Source organism: Synechococcus sp. PCC 7502, assembly GCF_000317085.1.
Lineage (GTDB): Bacteria > Cyanobacteriota > Cyanobacteriia > Pseudanabaenales > Pseudanabaenaceae > PCC-7502.
Map to the genome: position 1 here is coordinate 599412 of NC_019702.1, position 21377 is coordinate 620788.

Below are 21377 nucleotides of genomic sequence, written 5' to 3' on the forward strand. Positions count from 1 at the left end.
AATTATTTCTTGGTAGCTGCTGCTGCCTGAGCTAATGTCTTAATTTCTTCATCACTTGCGGGTATATAGGCAACTAATCTAAAAGTTACGCTAAGAACTGGCGGCAGTCTAGCAATTTGAGCCTTTTGTTGTTCTGGGGTAAGGTTACCAGGATTACGTATGGTTACATTCTGTCTTTTTGTTAGTTGAATATCCTGCACCACAATTAAGGTTTTAAGAGACTCAATACTTCTAAGAATTGTGATTAGGTCACTATAAGCTGCGGCAAACTGGATATTGAGTGTTTGAGTTCTATACTGTCCCTCGGGTACAATTGGACCAGGCGGAGTGGGAGAAAATGACTCCAGAAGATTCCCACTCAATTGAATTGGACTCACATTACTAGATTTAATTAATTTATTGAGATCAATTAACAAAGTATCCATAGAGTCCTGACTTGGGAGTAGAGATAATACGGTTTCACTCCGCTCCTTGGCTGCAGCAACTTTTTGGGGCAAGTCAGCTTTTTGTTTAATTTGCGTATCTTTATCAGCTATGCTTGCTTTCTTGCTATCAATTCCCGACTTAGTTGTATCTATCGTTGTCCAGAGCGGCTGAACAAAATTAAAGAATATATAACCTGCAGTGGCGATGCCAATTACACCTAGAGCTATGCCCAAGGTTTTAGCTGAGAGGGTCTGACCGAATAGTACCACTCCACCTGCATTTTCTTCAAAATCAGCACCAATGTTAGCTGTCATTGTGCAACTACTCCTTTTTCTTGTAGTAATTTAACTCGCGAAACTGCACCTTGAGCATCAGACTTTTGCAAATCCGCAACTAGTTTATCTGTAGTGGTGTCAGTTAGAGATGTTGTAATCTGATAGTCGACTAAAGTAATATTGACACCCTTAACTGGAGGTTTTTGCTTTGCTGAAACCAACTTAGTTTTGGTTGGGTCTAGATATGGCGATTTTTGTAAAACCAGAAGAAAATCATTAGCCTCATCAAACCCAGTAGATTGTCCTGTTATAGTAAGATTTTTCCCCGATTCAGCTATTGTAAACACTTGAATGGTTTCTGGTGTCCTGACTCTGATGTCTTGAAGAACAACGGAGGTGGGTATATCTTTTGTAATTAGGCTTGCTAAGGTCTGTGTACGGGCTTCCGCAGCTTTAACCTCCGCCTCCGAACCAGCTAGTACTTTCAGCTGGGCATCCAAAGCACTCTCCTTAGTAGTTAGCTGTCCAAGTTCTGCTTGTAAGGAATTAACTTGAGATTGGAGATAAAAGTAAATACCACCAACGATCGCCAATGCAACTAAAGCTACTGCCCCACCTCCAATGAGGAACTGAGAATCAGCAATAGGTGCGGACACTCCTTGATCTAGAGTCTCTGGCTCTCGATCTTTTAAAAAATTTATATCAAGCTTATACATAACTTAAGGCTCCCTCACACTTAAACCCAACACGACTGACATTCCCATTCTTTCTTGCTTGGGAATTTCGACATCACTACTTATTGACAATGCTTCAAGGGGATCAACTTGGGATGCGGCAATTCCAAGTCTTTGACTGAAAAACTCACTGAGTTCACCAATACATGCTCCAGGTCCAACAATTAATAGTTGGATTACATCCGAACCAGCATTTTGACTAGTATGAAAGTCAATGGAACGCCTTAGTTCATCAGCTAGATCACCTAAAACTCGAAATATGGCGGCATCACCGGGACTACTACCTTGACCAGAAAGTCCTACGGTATCGCTATTTTGAAATGGTACACTCATTGCTGCGAGCATATCCATATCGGTGTTACGCCTAGGAGGAAGGTTAATTGCCCGTAGCTGAGCATTTTGAATTTGAGCAGTACCTATGGCTACAGTCCGAGAAAACTGGGGTACTCCATCTACAGCTATGGTAATTTCTGTGGATTCATACTCAATGTCAACGATCGCCACTGCCTCTGCTGCTGAAGCAAACCCCGACAAACGATCTTTTAAGGCTCTAATCAAAGCAAAGCTCGTAACTTCTACCACCTCTGTATTAAGTTCAGCCGTCTGCATAGCCTGTAAATACATATCTGTCACTTCTTTGGGTGTGGCAACCATTAAAATCTCTAGTCGTTCTACCCCATCATCATCTAAGGTAGTGCCAAGTTTTTGATAGTCAACATCAGCATCCTCTCTAGGAAAAGGTAAATATAGGCTGGCTTCTTGGTTAAGAACCATTTCCCGTAGTTCGCTATCGGATATCTCAGCAGGCAATCGAATCAACCTACTTACTGTTTCTCGCCCGGGGATGGCAGTGACAACTTTTTTTTCTTTAATTTTCTTTTCGGCGATTAGAGAGCGAATAATCTCTCCTAATACAACTGGATCATTTATACGTCCTTCCTCGACCACTCCTTCGGGCAGAATAGTACTAGCATGACTTACTAGTTTAAAGCCAGATTTCCCCTTGCGGCGGACTTGAACAATGTTAACTCTTTCTGAGTTGATTTCAATGCCAATCCCCTGAGCTTTTACATTGAAGAGCTTGCTTAGACTACCAAAACTTAACTGAGATAACATAAGTTTTTAGATATTTACACTTTGACTCACACCAACCTAACTGTGATTTCAAGAATTGAAATTTCAATATTTAAGTCCAAGATTAAATTTGTTAGTTGGATTAGAACAGCACTTAATTTAACTATTTGGGTAAATTTAAATATTGATAGTCAATCCTAAATTACACAAGACAATATTACACAATTTAAGCTAAATGAACTATAAATTTTGGGTAAATTTATTTTTATTTGGCTAAGTTTGTTGAAAAGTTTAAGCTAATCCAAACCAATTCAGGTAACTCCTTAGAAATTGTTCACCATAGACTAGAGAAAATGTGGCAGCGATCGCTAAAAAAGGTCCGAAGGCAAAGGGTTGTGTTTTAGCCAAGTTAATTAATCTAAGTATAAATACTCCCACTAAAGAACCAATCACCGCCGCTAGGAATAAAGTTAATAAAACCTGTTGCCACCCTAACCAAGCTCCAATCATCGCCGCAAGTTTGGCATCTCCTGCTCCCATTGCTTCTCTCTGTAACAGCCAAGTACCTAAAAATCTAACTGCATCAACCAGCCAAATGCCTACAACTGCACCTAGGACACTAAAAATTAATTGATCTAGTAATGACTTGCCTGACGATATGCCAATACAAATATGAAAACAAATTCCTGAAAATAGCCCCAATTGGGTTAATGGATTAGGTAGGGTCATGGTGTCAATGTCAATTACTGCTAAGGCAATTAAACAACTGACAAATAGGCAATAACCTACTATAACTAGGGGAGGTTTAGTAATGAAATTAACTGTAACTAGCCAAAATATTAGTGCTGTTAAGAATTCAATCAATGGATAACGCCAAGCTACTTTTTGATGACAATAGCGACATTTGCCTTTAATTAAAAACCAGCCAATAATGGGAATGTTATCTATGGGCTTTAGTCGGTTAAAGCAACTTGGACATCTTGAGGGTGGATAGAGAATAGAAATGCCAGCAGGCAGCCTATAGATCACCACATTGAGAAAGCTACCAATGCTAGCACCAAAAATAATTGCTAGGGCTTGAAATATTAGGCTCTCTAACATTTAGGCTGAGGATATTTAGATATCTAACTAAAGTGAATAACTCTAAAGTAAATAAAGTTTATTAGCAATCTTAAAGCAACTGAGGCGATCGCCCAAGAAATTAGCGCAGAAATTTAAGCCGTAGATAATCATGACAAAAAGTTCTCAAGCAAAGTATCGAATTATAGGACTAGTAGGGCGGGGGCAGTTTGGTCGAGTATTTTGTGCGCGCGATCGCTTAGCTCATAACCAATTAGTCGCTCTTAAGGAATTGGAACCACGCCGATTTCCCACTAATCAATTTTTGCGAGAGTTAAGATTTTTATTATCTTTACGCCATCCCCATATTGTTAGCTGTATTTCTGTGGATTACAGTCAGAATCGCCGTTATTTGGTGATGGAGTATTGCGAGGCTGGCACCTTAAGAAATTTAATTGACGGGAATTTAGAGCGATCGCCTAGCTGGCAAAACAACTTACCCCAACATAATTTACAGCAATATCTTAGGTTGGTGATCGAAATTTTAGCAGGCTTAAAATATGCCCATAGCTTGAATATTGTCCACTGTGATATTAAACCTGAAAATGTTTTATTGAAGCTGACAAAAACAGGATGGCAAGCTAAGATTTCTGATTTTGGCATTGCCCGCTTAGCACAGGAAAACGATAAGCCTGATAATAATGGCTCACCCGGCTATATGGCACCAGAAAGATTTTATGGACAGTATTCCCATGCTTCCGATCTCTATGCTGTGGGTGTAATTTTGTATGAATTATTAACTAAAGAACGTCCCTTTAGCGGCAACCCCATAGAATTAATGTATGCCCATTTAAATCAAAGGGTTAAGGTGCCAGATTATGTGCCAGATGTATTAAAAACTTTTTTGTATAAAGCCTTAGAAAAATTACCTGCTCGTCGCTTTAAAAGTGCAGACCAAATGCAAGAGCAATTAGAGCCAATTTTGTCGGCATCACTGACTTTGCCAATTGGCGAAAATCCAATTTGTGAAAATCAAGCCTTAATATCTAATAAACCTGATCCGAACACCTTAAGTTTTGCGATCGTGGAAAAAAGTTTGACTGAACCTATCATTGCCCTAGGCGTATTTGCACATTCTAACCTTAGCTTAAGTTTTTATAGTGCCAGTCAATTCCTATTAACAAGGAGGAACCTATCATCAATTTTAAATTTTAGAAATTCCTTTACTTTTACGGCAAAAATTACCGATTTGGCAATTACCCAAGATCATGAATTCGTAATTACGAGCGAATCCATAGGTATGATGATTAATAACTTTCAAGATTATCAAGTTTTATACACTGCCGATTACAATGCTAATCAAAAATTTTACTGGGCGATCGCTAATCAATGGCTGGGCGTGTTGACTGCAACTCCAAATTCTGGGCAATTTCAACTGCAAATTCAGAGACTTGCAAAAACATTTATAAAACCAAATTGGAAGTCATTAATAATATCGAGTTTATTAAAAAATTCGGAAATTGTCGCTCTCTTAGCAATTGATCATAACCATTTAACAGCCATCATCAGTAATTCTACTGCTAGTAATATTCACGTTATTTCTCGGCGGGGTAATCTGATAGCAACCTATGCTTTACCTGTGGGAGTTGTAATGGCGATCGCCAGTGACCAAGTTGGAAGAATCTTAGTTGTGACGGAATTAAATTATCTACTGCTCATAGATTGGCGACCCTATCGATTGCAACGGGTGGAATTAGGCTATCGACCACAGATGATCAAAGCTACAAAGTGGGGCTATATAACCACTCAAGGGGAAACTAATTCTCTATTAAGTTTTATGGACGAACAGGGTAATTATGTAGGGGAATATGCAGTTACAGGTCATGTAGAGGCGATCGCCTGTATTAGTAATAATGTCTTAGCAATTGCGGTTAAATTCTTAACTAGTGAGATGAATGATGGCGGTGGCAAGCTTTTACTTTTAGACCTAAGGCAACTGAATTTAGATTTAGTGTTCTAACCCTCTTTGTTCCCTTTGCATTGATGGCTTTAATAAGATTGCTATGATTAGCTATTAGACTTTACATTGATTACCTAACAATATTCTTAAAGTAGTCTTAAACTAGAAAGAGAGTTGCCAAAATTCCATTACTTCAAAACCCTTAATTAAAATCCTCAAAATTTAATATGTCCATTGCCGTTGTCATCGCTGTTCTTGCAGTTTTAGTTATAGTTCATGAGTTAGGACATTTCCTTGCGGCAAGGTTGCAGGGGATTCATGTTAATCGATTTTCCATTGGGTTTGGACCAGCATTATGGAAATATCAAGGGAGTCAAACTGAATATGCCTTGCGATTATTTCCCCTCGGTGGATTTGTGGGCTTTCCAGATAATGACGAAGAAAGTACAATTCCTGATGATGATCCTAATTTACTTAAAAATCGACCCATTGGCGATCGGGCAATTGTGATCAGTGCGGGCGTGGCAGCTAATTTAATTTTTGCCTATTTAGTTTTAGTATTAATGACCGTCAGTGTGGGTGTGGGCAGTGTTGATCAACCAGGGGTAAAAATTTCAGTTAATAATCCAGATTCTCCAGCAGCGATCGCAGGCTTGCAAGAGGGGGATGTAGTTTTAAGTGCAGACAGCATAAATTTTGGGAAAAGTCTTAAAACCCTAGATCAGTTTCAAACTCTAATTGCCTCTAAAGCTAATCAGCCTTTGGATTTAAAAGTAAAGCGATCAGAGCAAATTCTTGATCTCAGCGTTACCCCCCTCGGGGACAAGGGTAAAAGTAAAATCGGAGTCAGGCTGAGTTTTGTAGGTAAACCCTATCGTCGTCCCGTGGCTAATTTCGGTGAAGCATTAGCGATCGCTGCTGAGGATTTCCAGAATTTAGTAGTTTTAACCGTAAAGGGACTGGTGCAGTTGGCAACTAATTTTGAAAATACCGCATCTCAAGTGGCTGGTCCTGTGGCGATCGTGGCAATGGGTTCGGAGCTAGTGAAATCAGACTTTAAAAGCATCTTTGACTTTACGGCAATTATTAGTATTAATCTTGCCATTATTAATATTCTGCCGTTACCTGCCCTTGATGGTGGACAGTTAGCTTTTCTCTTAATTGAGGCTGTGCGTGGTGGCAAACCTTTACCAGAAAAATTCCAAGAAACTGTAATGCAAGGTGGATTAGTCTTGCTACTAGGTTTAGGTGTTGTGATGATCTTTAAGGACTCTTTTAATTTGATCAAACAAAGTTTATCGATGTAAAAAGTCTATGACCTTAACTAAATCAAAAATTTATACTGCCACAGAATATCTGGAGTTTGAGGTAAATGCTGAAGGTCGCCATGAGTATATTAATGGGGAAATTATACCAATGACTGGGGGAACACCAAATCATAATGATATTGCCAGCAACCTCCTAATTATCATCAAACTTGCCCTTAGGGGAAAACTTTATCGCACTTTTATTACGGATCAAAGACTGTGGATTCCACAATTAAACAAGTTTACCTATCCTGACGTGATGGTTGTGTCTGAACCTATCCAATTACAGGCAGGGCGAACTGATAGTATTACCAATCCCTTACTGATTGCCGAGGTATTATCTCAAGGAACAAGAAGTTATGATAAGGATGAAAAGTTTACAGCTTATCGCACAATCGCCAGTTTTCAGGAATATTTGCTAATTGATCAGTATGCCCCCAGTGTTGAACAATATACAAAAATCAGCAATCATCAATGGATTTTTCGAGAATATAATAATATAGGTGAAATAGTGGCTTTGGAATCAATTCCTGTGGAAATTGCGCTGACAGATTTATATCAAAATATTCAGTTTGAAGCTCCTTAACTAAGGGAAAATATGAGCATCGGATAGAAATCACCTAACCAATTTTAACGAATTTTAGACTTAAAGAACTAACTACTACACTAATTGAACTAAGTGCCATAGCTAAACCAGCGATCGCAGGATTCATGGAAATACCAAAGTTGGGATACAGCACACCCGCAGCGATGGGAATACTCAGGGTATTATAGGCAAATGCCCAAAATAGGTTCTGGCGAATTTTATGAAAAGTAGCTCGACTCAATTTGATGGCAGCTAAGACATCGCTAATATCATTTCGCATCAATACCATATCTGCTGTTTCCATTGCCACATCCGTACCTGATCGCAACGCAATTCCCACTTCCGCCTGAGCTAATGCTGGAGCATCATTCACCCCATCTCCGACCATTGCCACTTTATAGCCTTGATTTTGTAATTGAGCGATCGCCTGTGCTTTACCATCGGGTTTAACTTCAGCAATCACCCGCTCCGAATTTATATTTAAGCTTTGGGCAATTACTTGAGCAGTTTCAGAGCGATCGCCAGTAAGCATCCATACCTGTAACCCTAAATCTTGTAAAGACTTAATCAGTTGAGGAGCTTCGGGTTTAATGGGGTCTTGAATGGCAATAATGCCCATAAACTCAGAATTAACAGATACAAATACAGGGGTTTTACCTTGATCAGCCAGATGTTTCGCCTTTACTAGCCACACCTCAGGAATATGCACATGGCGATCTCTTAACCAATCTTGATTTCCTACTAAAATTACTTTACTGGCAACTTTGGCTTGCACCCCTGATCCAGTTTCAGAGATTTCTGCTGATTCTATAACTAAGTTATCGCTCTGGGCTTTGGCAATAATTGCCGTCCCTAAAATATGGTTTGCTCCAGTTTCAGCATTAGCAGCAATTTGAATCAGATTAATATGGTCGTTAATTGGTAACACGTCAGTAACTTGCGGTTGTCCAAGGGTTAAGGTACCTGTTTTATCAAAGGCGATCGCTGAAAGGTCATAGATTTTTTCTAAACTAGCCCCACCTTTAATTAAAATACCCTGCTCTGCTCCAATACCTGTTCCGACCATAATGGCACTGGGAGTAGCTAAGCCCAAAGCACAGGGACAAGCCACTACTAAAACCGTAATTGCCTGTTTGAGGCTAAACAAAATTTCTGCCTGTATTAATCCCCACCATACTAGAAAAGTCAAAGTAGCGATCGCCATGACTCCATAGGTAAAATAGCCTGCTACGGTATCAGCTAAATGTTGAATGGGAGCTTTACTTGCCTGTGCTGCTTCGACCAAGGATACAATGCGGGCTAAAGTTGTATGCTCTGAGGTTTGCATAACTTCTAGGGTAATTACCCCCGATAGATTGAGGGTGGCACCTGTAACCCTAGAGTTTACTTGCTTAATTACAGGCATTGACTCCCCAGTAATCATGGACTCATCCACACTGGTAATACCTTTAATAATGGCACCATCAATGGGAATTTTTTCACCGGGGAGGACGATTAGGCGATCTCCAATTTGTAAATCCTCCACAGCAGTTTGGACTTCTAATTCCCCGATTATTAACCTTGCCCTCTGAGGTTGTAAGCTCATAAGTGTGCGCATAGACTGAGATGCTTGGTTTGTAGCTATGGACAAAAGCGATCGCCCCAACAATACAAACCCCAACAACATGACTGGCTCTTCAAAAAAACAATCCCAGCCCAATTCTGGTTTAACTAAGGCAACAACACTGGCAAAATAGGAGGAAATTACACCTAAGCTTACCAAGGAATTCATATTTGGCACTCGAAACCATAGCCCCCTAAAGCCATCTCGCCAAATCTCCCAACCTGAAGTAATTAAAGCCACCGTAGCGATCGCTGCATGGGCAGACATATTCCCCAAAATTGTCATGGAGCCTAAATGTCCAACAATTGCCAGTAAAATTAATCCAATCGCCAGTAAAAGTTCTAACTTAATTGGTTTAATTGTCGAGTTGCCAGAATTTTTGTGATTCTGACCATTAATATCGGCTAAGTGCTTACTTGGATGCTTACTTGAAATGGGCGACACCGTAAATCCCAACTGAGAGATTGCACTAGTAACCTCAGCCAAAACAAGGTCTAATTTAGTTTCAGGATCATAGGCGATCGCCACCCGCTCTGTAATTAAATTCACACTGACTGCCCGCACCCCCGCACAAGTTAGTAGCTTTTTCTCTACCGCAGCCACACAACCTGCACATTTCATCCCCTTAACCTCTAGGAATAACTGAGTAGAGATCGCAGAGACCGTAGTATTAGTCATGAAATTTCAAAATTACTCTTTAAAAATTATCTATCTCACTATCTTACAGATTTTCTATCCTACAAAAATTATAGGTATCTCTATAACTAAGCGATCGTCATTTCGCTATCATTTTTCCACTTAAATACCACCTACGACTAAGTATATAGTACCTATCCATAGATAGATACACTGACCACTGCAGGTATATGTATAAATTGTCAATAGTAGATGGTACACACTCAGCTATATTCTGATATATGGGAATTAAGCTACCAAATCTGATTTCTCAAAACAGTATTTATAACAATCTGGGTATTAGTTTTCCTAATATTAAGAATATAAAACTATAATCCTACTTTATTGCAAAAGCTCCGCCGTAGCGATATTCTGGATCATAGGATCGTAAAGTCTGTTACATATTCAATAATGACTATACCCGTCGCGATTAAACATCTAGCAGGATTTATAGTTGCTATTGACTAAACCAACGTCCCAACACAAATACAAAATTCATAGGAGAATTTCGGAGAACCCGATATGGCGATCGCTGTAGGAATGATAGAAACTCAAGGCTTCCCCGCCGTTGTAGAAGCAGCCGATGCAATGGTAAAAGCAGCCCGTGTGACCCTCGTGGGTTATGAAAAAATTGGAACTGGACGTGTCACTGTAATCGTGCGCGGAGATGTTTCCGAAGTGCAGGCTTCTGTTGCTGCTGGAGTTGATGCGGCAAGGCGTGTAAATGGAGGTGAAGTTTTATCTACTCACATCATTGCTCGTCCCCATGAAAACCTGGAATATGTTTTACCCATTCGCTATACCGAAGATGTAGAAATGTTCCGTGTTTAATCACTTGTTTAGATCAGACTCACAATCTTAATTTCACACTCTTTCACTTTCACTCTCAATAATTTAACGAAAACGCATAATTAAGGATAAATACTCATGGCAATTGCAGTTGGAATGATTGAAACCCTAGGTTTTCCCGCCGTTGTAGAAGCAGCCGATGCGATGGTAAAGGCAGCCCGCGTCACCCTAGTTGGTTACGAAAAAATTGGTACTGGTCGAGTGACTGTAATCGTCCGTGGCGATGTATCAGAAGTTCAAGCATCCGTAGCGGCTGGTGTTGAATCAGTCAAGCGTGTTAATGGCGGACAAGTTCTTTCTACCCACATCATCGCTCGTCCCCACGAAAACCTGGAATACGTTCTACCCATTCGCTACACCGAAGCAGTGGAACCATTCCGTGAAAATGTTAGCGGCATCCGTCCTCTTCCCGTTTCTAGACCATAATGCAAATAGCTAGAGTCCTGGGTACAATCGTCAGCACCCAGAAAGAACCTAGTTTAACCGGGGTAAAGTTCCTCCTTTTACAAATATTGGATCAGGAGGGACAGCCATTACCGTTATATGAGGTTGCAGCCGATAGCATTGGTGCAGGCATTGATGAGTGGGTATTAGTAAGCCGGGGTAGTGCTGCCCGCCAAATTCCTAGAGGCGAACAACGCCCTGTTGATGCCGCGGTTATAGCAATTATTGATTCTATTAATGTCAGCGATCGCCTGATTTATAGCAAAAGAGAACAATATCGTTAAAGCCTGTTAATAACTTAAACGTAACTTCAATTTAATATTTTTACTTTCTGATTTAGTTAGGAGAATTTCCCTATGGCAGTCCGTAGTTATGCGGCTCCTCCCACGCCTTGGTCAAAAGGATTAGCTGAACCCAAAATCGATAAATCCACCTATATTCACCCTTCCGCTAATATTATTGGGGATGTCCGCATTGGCGCTAACGTTTTAATCGCCCCTGGAACTTCGATTCGTGCCGATGAAGGTAAGCCTTTTTATATAGGCGAAGGCACAAATGTCCAAGATGGTGTAGTAATTCACGGGTTAGAGCAGGGTAGAGTTACAGGGGATGATCAAAGTTCCTACTCAGTTTGGATTGGTAATGATACATCCATTACCCACATGGCACTGATTCATGGACCTGCCTACGTTGGCGATCATTGCTTTATTGGCTTTCGCTCCACAGTTTTTAACTCCAGAGTTGGTGATGGTTGTATCGTGATGATGCACTGTCTGATTGAAGATGTGGAAATTCCACCGGGTAAGTATGTCCCATCTGGTTCTATTATTACCTCCCAAGAGCAAGCAGATCGTCTATCGGATGTACAGGCAGGAGATACTAAGTTTGCTGAACATGTAATTGGTATTAATGATGCGTTACGAACGGGCTATCGCTGTGCCGATGACATTGCCTGTATTACTCCAATTCGCGTCCAAAATAATCCCAAAACTTCTTCTAATTCACCTTCTAATTCACCTATAAATGTAGAAATAGTTACTGGCATGAATTCAACTATTAGTTCAACCACTTCAGGTAATATCTCAGGTAATCAAATTGTAGAGCAGGTAAGACAACTCTTGTCTCAAGGCTATAAGATCGGCACCGAGCATGCTGATGATCGACGGTTTCGTACCAGTTCATGGACAAGCTGCGCTCCTTTTCAATCTATTCGAGAGGCAGAGGTAATTGCTGAATTAGAATCCTGTCTGAACGAACATAGCGGCGAATATATTCGACTGATTGGCATCGATACTAAGGCAAAGCGCAGAGTTTTAGAGCAAATCATTCAACGTCCCCATGAAAAGGTCGTATTTAATGCCTCTGCTCTTAATTCTTACACAGCCCCCAGTTCTCGTAATAGTTCCTCTGGATTTCCCCCCAGTGGAGTGATCGCTTCTGACGTAAAAACAACTATAAATCAACTTCTAGCCCAAGGTAATCGAGTGACAGTGGAATGGGTGGATGAGCGCAGATTCAAAACTGGTTCTTGGCAGACTGCTGGTGCTATTACCTCCCTATCCCAATTAGATCAAATCACCAACGAACATCAAGGGCATTATGTCAAGGTCATTGGTACTGATCCTAAATCCAAGCGTCGTCTGGTGGAAGCGATCGTGCAGCGTCCTAATGGTAAGTATGTAGCCAATGCAGCTAGTCCTAGCAAGAGTAGTTCTAATACTGCGACTGTAGTTGGCTCTGACGTAACAACAACCATAAATCAACTTCTAGCCCAAGGTAATCGGGTGACAGTGGAGTGGGTAGATGAGCGCAGATTCAAGACCGGTTCTTGGCAGACTGCTGGTGCTATTACCTCCCTATCCCAATTAGATCAAATCACCAACGAGCATCAAGGACATTATGTCAAGGTCATTGGCACTGACCCTAAATCTAAGCGTCGTTTGGTGGAAGCGATCGTACAGCGTCCTAATGGAAAAGTCCTTAGCGTTCCCCCTAAAGCTGTAGGTTTTGGTACAGTGGCTACTTCTACGAAGGCTAACTCTTACTCTTCCAGCTCATCTCCAAGTAGTCTTAATTCTGATGTAGCAAGCCAAGTTAGCCAACTTTTTGGTCAAGGACATCGGGTGACAGTGGAAGCAGTGGATAGCCGTAGATTTAAGACTGGTTCTTGGCAGACTGCTGGTACTATTACTACCCTTTCTCAACTGGAACAAATTATTCAAGAGCATAGCGGTGAATACGTACGAGTCATCGGGACTGACACTAAAACCAAGCGCCGAGTTTTAGAACTAATGGTGCAACGCCCCACTAAGTAAAGACATGCTCTTACAGCCACTACATTCAGTCAATTATTCTGATTTTCATGTCAGTGGTGATGTCACTATCCAACCCAATGTAGCGATCGCCCCTGGAGTGTTAATTCAAGCTGATCCCGATAGCCAAATCATCATTGAGTCTGGAACCTGTATTGGCATGGGTACCATTATTCATGCCTTTAAGGGTAAAATCGAGATTAAAGCTGGCGTGACTATCGGTACTGGAGTTTTAATTGTGGGAGCAGTCAAAATTGGGGCAAACGCGTGTGTTGGCTCAATGACAACTGTATTTAATACATCTATCCCTAATGCCGACTTGGTAATAGCGGGGTCTTTACTCGGAATAGATATATCTAACCGTTTAGAAAAAAAATCAGAAAAACCTCAAGTATTGGTAAATTCAGCTAAGGTAGAGCCTGATATTTCCCAGATTTCAACCCAGACTATAAATCAACCTCTCCCATCCTTTGAGAATAATCAATACCAAGAACCCCAAGCCTATAAAACAACTCTAGTTATTGAGTCATCCTCTGAGGTGCAACTAACTGAATCATCGAGCGATCGCTCTGAGACTTCTATTGTAATTAAGGAATCGATCAAAGGCACTGAATCCACTCCCCAAGTCTATGGACAGGAAAATCTAAATCGATTGCTGGCAAAGCTCTTACCCCATCGGCAGTCTTTAAATCGTCCTCTTAACGATAATAAAACCTCTTAACTACTGAAATTAACTTGAATAAAGGCTTAATTGTTGTTTTAGGAGCTACTGCCACTGGTAAAACCAGTCTAGCCATTAAGCTAGCTCAAAAATTTAATGCTCCCATTCTTAGTGCAGATTCTCGGCAGGTATATAAACATTTTGATATTGGTACATCTAAGCCTAACCTTACGGAACGGCAGGGAATTTCCCACTATTTAATTGATATTGCTGAACCCAACACCACTCTGACCCTAGCGGAATATCAAGGACAAGCACAAAAATTAATTGCTGAGTTCCATGCCCAAGGAATTACGCCAATTTTGGTTGGAGGTACAGGTTTGTATATCAAATCTATAGTTGCGGGTATGCAAATTCCTAGAGTTGCACCTAATTATTACTTGCGATCGCAGTTGTTAGAGCTAGGACAAAGCCAATGTCACCAAATCCTGCAACAAGTTGATCCCCGATCTAAAATTCATGCCAACGATCAAGCTAGAACCATTAGGGCTTTAGAAGTATTTTATGTAACTGGAAAACCCCTAACTGAGCAACAGGGTGAACATCCGCCCACCTATCCTATCTGCCAAATTGGTATATCCAGTCCTCCCCTAGAAATCTATAAAAAAATTGTGAGCGATCGCATCGAACACATGCTCAAGCAAGGATGGCTCGAAGAAATTAAATTTATCCAAAATCAGTATGGCAGCGGTTTACCTTTACTATCCACATTAGGCTATAAGGAAATGGGAACATACCTATCAGGACAAATCAATCTTGAACTGGCAAAAGAATTAACTGTTAAGCATACCCTGCAATTTGCTAAACACCAGAGAACTTGGTTTAACTCAAAAAGTTACGGGGAGGTAAATTGGATTAATAACCCCCAAAATTTTGACTCAAGTTTTAACAATATTGAAGACTTACTTAATTTTATCCATAATTGAGAAGATCGGAAGATACATGCCCACAAGGATTGAACCTACCATACCCCCCAATACTACAATCATCAGAGGCTCCATAATACTAGTTAAAGCTTTGACTGCCTCTTCCACTTCATTTTCGTAGAAGTCAGCCACCTTCATCAACATTTTATCCAGTTCCCCAGTTTCCTCACCGATTGTGATCATCTGAATTGCCATCGCTGGAAAAACCTCTTCTTTCTCAATAGCTGGAGCAATTTGCCCTCCCTCTCTTACCACTTGCCTTGCCGTAGCTAAAGCATTGGTTAAAACTTGGTTGCCAGCCGTTTCACCCGTAATTTCCAAGGCACCTAGAATTGGTACACCTGCTCTCGAAAGGGAGCCAAAAGTACGAGAAAATCTAGCTACAGCAGTTTTTCTAAGCAAATCACCAAATAGAGGTAATTTAAGGTAGAGTCCATCTAAATATAATTTGCCAGGGGGAGTACTGTAAATATAACCATAGATAGCACCGATGATGACAATTACGATTGGAATAAGGAGAACTTGAGGGCTTCTTAAAAATAAGCTGATATTTACTAATATTTGCGTAAAAGTTGGCAATTCTCCACCCAACTGCTTAAATACACCTTCAAAGGTGGGTAGTATAAATACACACATCCCTACAAAAATTAAAACTGCAAGAATTGATACTGTAACTGGATAGGTCATAGCTGACTTAATTTGGTTATTGAGCCGTGCTGAATCTTCTAGCAATTTTGCCAAGCGACCTAATACATCATCCAACACCCCCCCTGCTTCACCTGCTTCAACCATGGCACAGTAAAGTTTATCAAAACATTCAGGTTGTTTACGCATGGCATCAGAAAGATTGGCTCCCTGCTGCACATCCGCAAGAATGTCTTTAAGAGATACTTTAAGCTTAGGATTCTCACATTGATCTGTTAAAACACCTAAGCCTCTTACTATTGATACGCCAGCATTTACAAGGGTTGCTAACTGACGGGAAAAAATTGCCTTATCCTTGACAGTAACTTTCTTTATAGACATGGATAGTTTTTCAAGGCTAAAACCATCAGCTACTTCCTTAATTTCTACAATCGAGAAACCTTGCTCACGCATTTTATCCCGAGCTTCTTTGATGGATTCGGCAATAATAGTTTGTTTTACCGAGATGCCTTGGGCATTTTTAAGATCGCATTTAAATTTGGGCATACTTTTACCTATTTTAGAGACCTATGGTTAACCACTAATGGAGCGGGACTTAATAAGAGATTGATCCTTGGGATCGTACACAGCCTTTTTACGAACTACAGAAGCTGGATTTGGACCAACCAAACGATGTAATTCCTCAGGACGAGAAGTTTTAGAAATTGCAGCTTCAAAGCTAATCTCACCTTCTTTGTATAAATCTGCTAAAACTGACTCTAGGGTCTGCATGGACTCTTTACCTCCCGTTTGGATAAACCCATACATCTGTGCCGTTTTACCTTCCCGAATCAGGTTAGAAATTGCTGGAGTTACGATCATAATTTCCTGTGCCATGACTCGACCAAACTGCCCAGGTTGGGGATTCGCCCGTGGAATTAAAGTTTGGCTTAGGACAGCAACGAGAGAGTTAGATAATTGCACCCGAATTTGTCCCTGTTGACTAGGTGGGAATACATCTACCATTCTATCTACGGTTTGGGCTGCCGAACTAGTATGCAATGTGCCGAATACCAAGTGCCCTGTTTCTGCTGCCGATACTGCTAATTGAATTGTTTCTAAGTCTCTCATTTAGGGCAGCTTTGAGCGCAAAAGCAAAACTTTTAGTATCTTCACCAACCTGTCTTTGATTAATGACACTTTTGACAGATTCGTAGACAAATTCAATGGGGTCTTCAACCGTCAGAATATGCTCGGCTCTAGTTTTATTAATGGTTTGGATCATTGCTGCTAGGGTTGTCGTTTTACCTGATCCAGTCGGACCTGTTACTAGTACTAATCCCCTAGGTTTCTCCGATAATTCCTTCACAATTGGGGGTAGCTTCAAATCATCCATGTCGGGAATTTTAGAAGATAATGCCCTTAAACAAGCAGCAACTGTTCCTCGATCTTTATAAACATTGACCCGAAATCTAGCTAAGCCCTTAACTCCGTAGGAGCAGTCTAGTTCCCAATTTTGCTCAAATATTTTACGCTGATTATTGTTTAACATCGCAAAGATCAGCCTTTGGGTTTCCTCAGGGGTAAGTGGATCGCGATCGGTAGGTGTGAGATGTCCACTAATCCGAATATAAGGAGGTAAACCAGCCGAGATATGAAGGTCAGAAGCTTTGCGCTCCACTACCTCTTCCATTAAGTCCTCAATAATATAGTCCATTACCATAGTTGTATTCTCCTCTATTCTTCTATAAGTTTAAATATCTCTAACCGTAGTACAGTAAGGGCACTCGATCATTTCTGGTTTTAAGATGGCATGGCAAGTTGTACATTCTAGGCTGGTTTTACGTTTTGCCCGTTCTTCCGCTTCTCGCCCTTTATCTGTGTAGGTAACACGCAAGACTTCTTCAAGGGTGGTTCTACCTTCACGCACTAGATCAAAGCTGTAAGCCATAAGAGTTTTCATCCCTTCTGCTACCGCAATTTCTTTGATCGCATCAGTGGTTGCACCTTTATTAATCGCACTTTGTAGCCGCTCGGTCATTTTCATGATTTCATAGCAGCCAACTCTACCTTTATAGCCGTTGCCTCCACATTTGGGACAGACTCGACCTCTACCTGCTTTAGCCGCCGCAATTTCAACGTGACCAATAGTATTAGCTTTATAGAAGGTTAGTTCCATATCGCTTTTTGGTAGTCCAAACTGCTCAATTTCCTCTTTAGAAGGGTTATAGGGAATGCGGCAATTATCACAGACTTTACGCAGTAGCCTTTGTGCTAAAACCCCAATTAAGGCTGTACTGGTCATAAACGGTTCTACCCCCATCTCATCAAGACGGGCGATCGCACTGGGAGCATCGTTGGTATGCAGAGTTGTTAATACTAAGTGTCCAGTTAAAGCAGCTTCAATGGCAGTTTTCGCAGTTTCTTTATCTCTAGTTTCTCCCACAAGGATCACATCAGGGTCTTGACGAAGGAATGCCCGTAAAATCATGGGAAAATCCATACCCTTATCTCGAATCACTTGGCACTGGGTTAAACCGGGCAAGCTATATTCAATGGGGTCTTCGGCGGTACTAATATTAATACCAGGATCATTTGCTTCAGCTAGAGTTGAGTAAAGAGTTGTGGTTTTACCTGAGCCAGTTGGTCCTGTAACCAAAATCAGCCCGAATGGTCGCCGTGCCATGTCTTGCATAATTTTTAAGCTTTCAGGATCAGTAATTAGTTTATCTAAACCAAGCTGAGTATTGGAGTTGTCTAGAATCCGTAGTACGATCTTTTCACCGTAGGGAGTAGGTAATGTACTGACCCGAAAATCTACCCTGCGCCCTTGGAAGTTACGCTTAAGTTTGCCATCTTGAGGTTTACGGCGTTCAGCAATATTCAGGTCAGAGATAATTTTGAATCTTGAGGTAACAGCGTTAACAATCTTACGTGGCAGTTGCTTATCTTCATCGGTAATCATGGGTCTGAGTACCCCATCTTTGCGGAATCTAATTCTTAACTCCTTTTCTTGAGGTTCAATGTGAATATCTGATACTCCCTCTTTAAGGGCACGGACAAGAATTTGATCAACAAGCTTAATAATCGGAGCGGAATTTTCACCTACGGATTTGTCGAGATCGTCATCGGGATCGGAAACATCTGATAATGAAGCTCCTTCATCAAAATCTGCTATTTCTAGGTCTTTTTCACTGACCGAATCATTACTTTTACTTTTTGTAACTTGCAGATCAATAATTTGGTCAAAAATTGTGAGGAAATCTTCTTGGGAAATCACCCTCCTCTTAAGACTGAGCTTTTGAGCATCTGCTATGCGTTTAAGTTCAGTATCTGCTTTGGAGTTAGCAGGTGAGACTAGTGCTACGAGTAGGGATGATTCGTCCTTTGACAGGGGGAGAACTTGATATTCTCGACATGTGGCAATTGGAACTACGTTAGCTTCGATCAGTTCACTTAGTTTGGCGGGGTTAAACTTTTCAATTTCAATGGCGGGATCTATGCTTTCCAGCCCATAGAGTATTTTAAGCTCAAATAGGTTAACTTGCTTATAAAAGCGAACAATACCAGGAGCAAGTGCTTGACCAATAATGTCTTCTAGGGCGGCAACAAGTGTTATTCCTGATTCTTGGCTTTTTTTACGAGCTTGGTCAAACTGTTCTTGCGTGGCTTGCCCATCTGCAATCAATTTTGCTTCAAAGGGAGTTCTGCCACTTCTAATGGCAAGGGCATTAACTCTATTGGTGGGAGTAGATGGGGGCATAGCTATTTTGAAATCAGGTGAGCAAAACTATTATTTAGATACTTAATCAGATACTAAGATATTAGCGTTGATATTAGCGTTTTAATTAACTTTTAGAGGTTAAAGATTGAGATAAAAATAATTTTTGTTTTAACTCAGCCCTTATTTCTTCATAAATAAATCATCATTTCTCTTAAATTGCTAGTCTTAATTCCTATTAAATATTTCTAAATTCACCTAGAGATTGACTAAGGTGACCTTGGTGCGAATTTAGTAGGCGATCGCTTGCCTCGGAATCTAACCCTGTCCAGTGCATTAGTAATGCTAATTTGACTCGATTTCCAGATTTTTGTAATAGGTCTGTGGCAGTTGAACGGTCGAGACCGGTTAAGTCCATGATGATTCTGGTGGCGCGATCGCCCAGTTTAGAATTAGTAACAGCCACATCTACCATGCGATTACCAAAAACTTTACCCAACTGCACCATTACCCCTGTGGAGATTGTATTTAGTACGAGTTTGGTGGCGGTACCAGCTTTGAGCCTTGTTGATCCTGCTAAAACTTCGGCGCCAACCAAGGGGCGAATTTCTAAATCATAATTTGTGGGTACTTGATCGGCTGGGACGCAGGTAAAAAATATGGTCTTGGCTCCGATCGCCTGTGCTGTTTTTAAAGCTCCATGGACATAGGGAGTTGTTCCTCCTGCGGTGATTCCGAAAACCACATCATTTTTAGTTACCTTTGCCTGGGCGATCGCTTCAGCTCCGTCCTGTTCTCGATCTTCTAAAGCCTCTGAACTTCTAACTAAAGCGGGTAATCCCCCTGCAATAATCCCTTGAATTAGATCAGGGTCTGTACAAAAAGTAGGTGGACATTCGGCGGCATCTAGGACTCCTAAACGTCCACTGGTACCAGCCCCCACATAAAATAAGCGCCCACCTGATTGGATGGCTTGGGTAATTAGGGCGATCGCCTGAGCAATATGTTCATTTTCTTTACCCACGGCAGCAACAGCATAGGTATCTTCTTGGTTAAATAACTCTACTAATTCAGCAATGGAGAGGCGATCAAGATTTGCACTTTTAGGATTTGCCTGTTCGGTGAGCAGATGTCCACGTTCTATGGTCATAGGTTAGGGATGGTAATTTGGGTTCAATTAGTTTCAACTTTGAGGATAAAGTTTAGGGATCAAGTTTGAGTAGAGGGATGCCAATTAAGCTAATATAATTTGGCTCGGGTTTTATCAAAAATTAATTAACTAACATAACTTTTTATCATGACTCCATCCCCTGAAGTAATCAAGCAAATGAAGCAAATGGTGGGAATTGCCGCCGCTCAACGGGTAAAGTCGGGCATGGTAGTAGGACTCGGTACTGGTTCCACCGCTGCTTTTATGATCGAAGAATTGGGTTCCTTGCTGGCTTCGGGTGCATTGACAGATATTATCGGAATTCCCACTTCCTTTGAGTCGATTGTGTTAGGAAAGAAGTATGGAGTTCCCATTCGCTCTTTGGATGATGTGAGCAAAATTGATATAGCGATCGATGGTGCCGATGAAGTTGATCCACGTAAAAATTTGATTAAGGGTGGTGGTGCTGCCCATACCCGTGAAAAGGTTGTGGATACGATCGCTGATACTTTTATTGTTGTAGTTGATAGTTCTAAATTAGTAGATAAATTAGGTTCTACCTTTGCTGTGCCTGTGGAAGTAATTCCGATGGCGATCGCTCCTGTCACTAGGGCAATTGAGAAATTGGGCGGTGTGCCTGCTTTACGTATGGGTGTGAGAAAAGCTGGTCCAGTGATTACCGATCAGGGCAATATGGTTATAGATGTGAGATTTGCGGATATTCCCGATCCCTTGGGGCTGGAGCAGGCATTAAATAATATTCCAGGAGTGCTAGAAAATGGTTTATTTGTGAATGTGACTGATGTAGTTCTGGTGGGAGAGGTTAAGGATGGAGTGCCTTTAGTCCGAGAATTTTAACGACGTTTCCAAAATACATCCAAATATACCCAATCAAGACTACTAACAGCTATAGAGATAGTTGTCGATCAAC

Annotated in this window: 18 protein-coding genes and 1 pseudogene; 10 read left to right on the forward strand and 9 right to left on the reverse strand. The window is 41.0% G+C overall.

Going from position 1 to position 21377, the window contains the following annotated elements:
• Positions 1–2: 2 nt before the first annotated feature.
• From SYN7502_RS02960 to SYN7502_RS02975, 4 genes are all read right to left on the reverse strand, one after another.
• Positions 3–740 carry a type IV pilus inner membrane component PilO gene (locus SYN7502_RS02960; protein WP_015167406.1) on the reverse strand — a complete coding sequence of 246 codons (738 nt, stop codon included), beginning with the start codon at positions 738–740 and terminating at the stop codon, positions 3–5.
• Entirely contained in the window at positions 737–1417 is a 681-nt protein-coding gene (locus SYN7502_RS02965) for a PilN domain-containing protein (RefSeq protein ID WP_015167407.1), read from the reverse strand. Before SYN7502_RS02965 ends, SYN7502_RS02960 begins: the two co-directional genes overlap by 4 nt.
• Before the next feature lie 3 nt (positions 1418–1420).
• Complete coding sequence (gene pilM / locus SYN7502_RS02970; RefSeq protein ID WP_015167408.1) at positions 1421–2551, reverse strand: type IV pilus biogenesis protein PilM; 1131 nt, start codon at positions 2549–2551, stop codon at positions 1421–1423.
• A 249-nt stretch (positions 2552–2800) separates the two neighbouring features.
• The gene (locus tag SYN7502_RS02975) at positions 2801–3610 is read right to left on the reverse strand and encodes a prepilin peptidase (protein WP_015167409.1); all 810 of its coding nucleotides are present in this window, start codon (positions 3608–3610) and stop codon (positions 2801–2803) included.
• A gap of 130 nt (positions 3611–3740) precedes the next feature.
• On the opposite strand from SYN7502_RS02975, the gene SYN7502_RS18060 reads away from it, so the two are divergent.
• The 3 genes from SYN7502_RS18060 (at position 3741) to SYN7502_RS02990 (ending at position 7421) form a co-directional block, all read left to right on the forward strand.
• Positions 3741–5588, forward strand: coding sequence for a serine/threonine-protein kinase (locus tag SYN7502_RS18060; protein WP_015167410.1), 1848 nt, complete (start codon positions 3741–3743; stop codon positions 5586–5588).
• 167 nt (positions 5589–5755) lie between these two features.
• Positions 5756–6835, forward strand: coding sequence for an RIP metalloprotease RseP (gene rseP, locus SYN7502_RS02985; protein ID WP_015167411.1), 1080 nt, complete (start codon positions 5756–5758; stop codon positions 6833–6835).
• 7 nt (positions 6836–6842) lie between these two features.
• Positions 6843–7421: a Uma2 family endonuclease gene (locus SYN7502_RS02990; RefSeq protein WP_015167412.1), complete on the forward strand. Its 579-nt coding sequence runs from the start codon at positions 6843–6845 to the stop codon at positions 7419–7421.
• A gap of 34 nt (positions 7422–7455) precedes the next feature.
• Here SYN7502_RS02990 and SYN7502_RS02995 read toward each other — a convergent pair whose 3' ends face one another.
• The gene (locus tag SYN7502_RS02995) at positions 7456–9702 is read right to left on the reverse strand and encodes a heavy metal translocating P-type ATPase (protein ID WP_015167413.1); all 2247 of its coding nucleotides are present in this window, start codon (positions 9700–9702) and stop codon (positions 7456–7458) included.
• A 519-nt stretch (positions 9703–10221) separates the two neighbouring features.
• On the opposite strand from SYN7502_RS02995, the gene SYN7502_RS03000 reads away from it, so the two are divergent.
• The 6 genes from SYN7502_RS03000 (at position 10222) to miaA (ending at position 14951) form a co-directional block, all read left to right on the forward strand.
• Positions 10222–10530, forward strand: a complete 309-nt coding sequence (locus SYN7502_RS03000; protein WP_015167414.1) for a carbon dioxide-concentrating mechanism protein CcmK — start codon at positions 10222–10224, stop codon at positions 10528–10530.
• A 96-nt stretch (positions 10531–10626) separates the two neighbouring features.
• Positions 10627–10974 carry a carbon dioxide-concentrating mechanism protein CcmK gene (locus tag SYN7502_RS03005; protein WP_015167415.1) on the forward strand — a complete coding sequence of 116 codons (348 nt, stop codon included), beginning with the start codon at positions 10627–10629 and terminating at the stop codon, positions 10972–10974.
• Positions 10974–11276: a EutN/CcmL family microcompartment protein gene (locus SYN7502_RS03010; protein WP_015167416.1), complete on the forward strand. Its 303-nt coding sequence runs from the start codon at positions 10974–10976 to the stop codon at positions 11274–11276. The genes SYN7502_RS03005 and SYN7502_RS03010 overlap by 1 nt, the downstream gene beginning before the upstream one ends.
• Positions 11277–11348: 72 nt before the next feature.
• Positions 11349–13307, forward strand: coding sequence for a ribulose bisphosphate carboxylase small subunit (locus tag SYN7502_RS03015; RefSeq protein ID WP_015167417.1), 1959 nt, complete (start codon positions 11349–11351; stop codon positions 13305–13307).
• Positions 13308–13311: 4 nt separating this feature from the next.
• Positions 13312–14025 carry an LbetaH domain-containing protein gene (locus tag SYN7502_RS03020; RefSeq protein WP_015167418.1) on the forward strand — a complete coding sequence of 238 codons (714 nt, stop codon included), beginning with the start codon at positions 13312–13314 and terminating at the stop codon, positions 14023–14025.
• Positions 14026–14039: 14 nt separating this feature from the next.
• Positions 14040–14951, forward strand: a complete 912-nt coding sequence (miaA, locus tag SYN7502_RS03025; protein ID WP_015167419.1) for a tRNA (adenosine(37)-N6)-dimethylallyltransferase MiaA — start codon at positions 14040–14042, stop codon at positions 14949–14951.
• On the opposite strand, the gene SYN7502_RS03030 is transcribed toward miaA, so the two are convergent.
• The 4 genes and pseudogenes from SYN7502_RS03030 to murQ form a co-directional block, all read right to left on the reverse strand.
• Positions 14928–16142 (reverse strand): type II secretion system F family protein, encoded by a 1215-nt coding sequence (locus tag SYN7502_RS03030; RefSeq protein ID WP_015167420.1) that lies wholly within the window; start codon positions 16140–16142, stop codon positions 14928–14930. The two genes, miaA and SYN7502_RS03030, sit on opposite strands and share 24 nt — an antisense overlap.
• 27 nt (positions 16143–16169) lie before the next feature.
• Positions 16170–17292: pseudogene (locus SYN7502_RS03035) on the reverse strand (type IV pilus twitching motility protein PilT).
• A 36-nt stretch (positions 17293–17328) separates the two neighbouring features.
• Positions 17329–19338: a GspE/PulE family protein gene (locus SYN7502_RS03040; RefSeq protein WP_015167421.1), complete on the reverse strand. Its 2010-nt coding sequence runs from the start codon at positions 19336–19338 to the stop codon at positions 17329–17331.
• A 196-nt stretch (positions 19339–19534) separates the two neighbouring features.
• Positions 19535–20446 carry an N-acetylmuramic acid 6-phosphate etherase gene (gene murQ, locus SYN7502_RS03045; RefSeq protein ID WP_015167422.1) on the reverse strand — a complete coding sequence of 304 codons (912 nt, stop codon included), beginning with the start codon at positions 20444–20446 and terminating at the stop codon, positions 19535–19537.
• Positions 20447–20593: 147 nt separating this feature from the next.
• On the opposite strand from murQ, the gene rpiA reads away from it, so the two are divergent.
• A complete protein-coding gene (gene rpiA / locus SYN7502_RS03050; protein ID WP_015167423.1) occupies positions 20594–21304 on the forward strand; it encodes a ribose-5-phosphate isomerase RpiA in 711 nt (236 codons plus the stop codon).
• Positions 21305–21377: the final 73 nt, after the last annotated feature.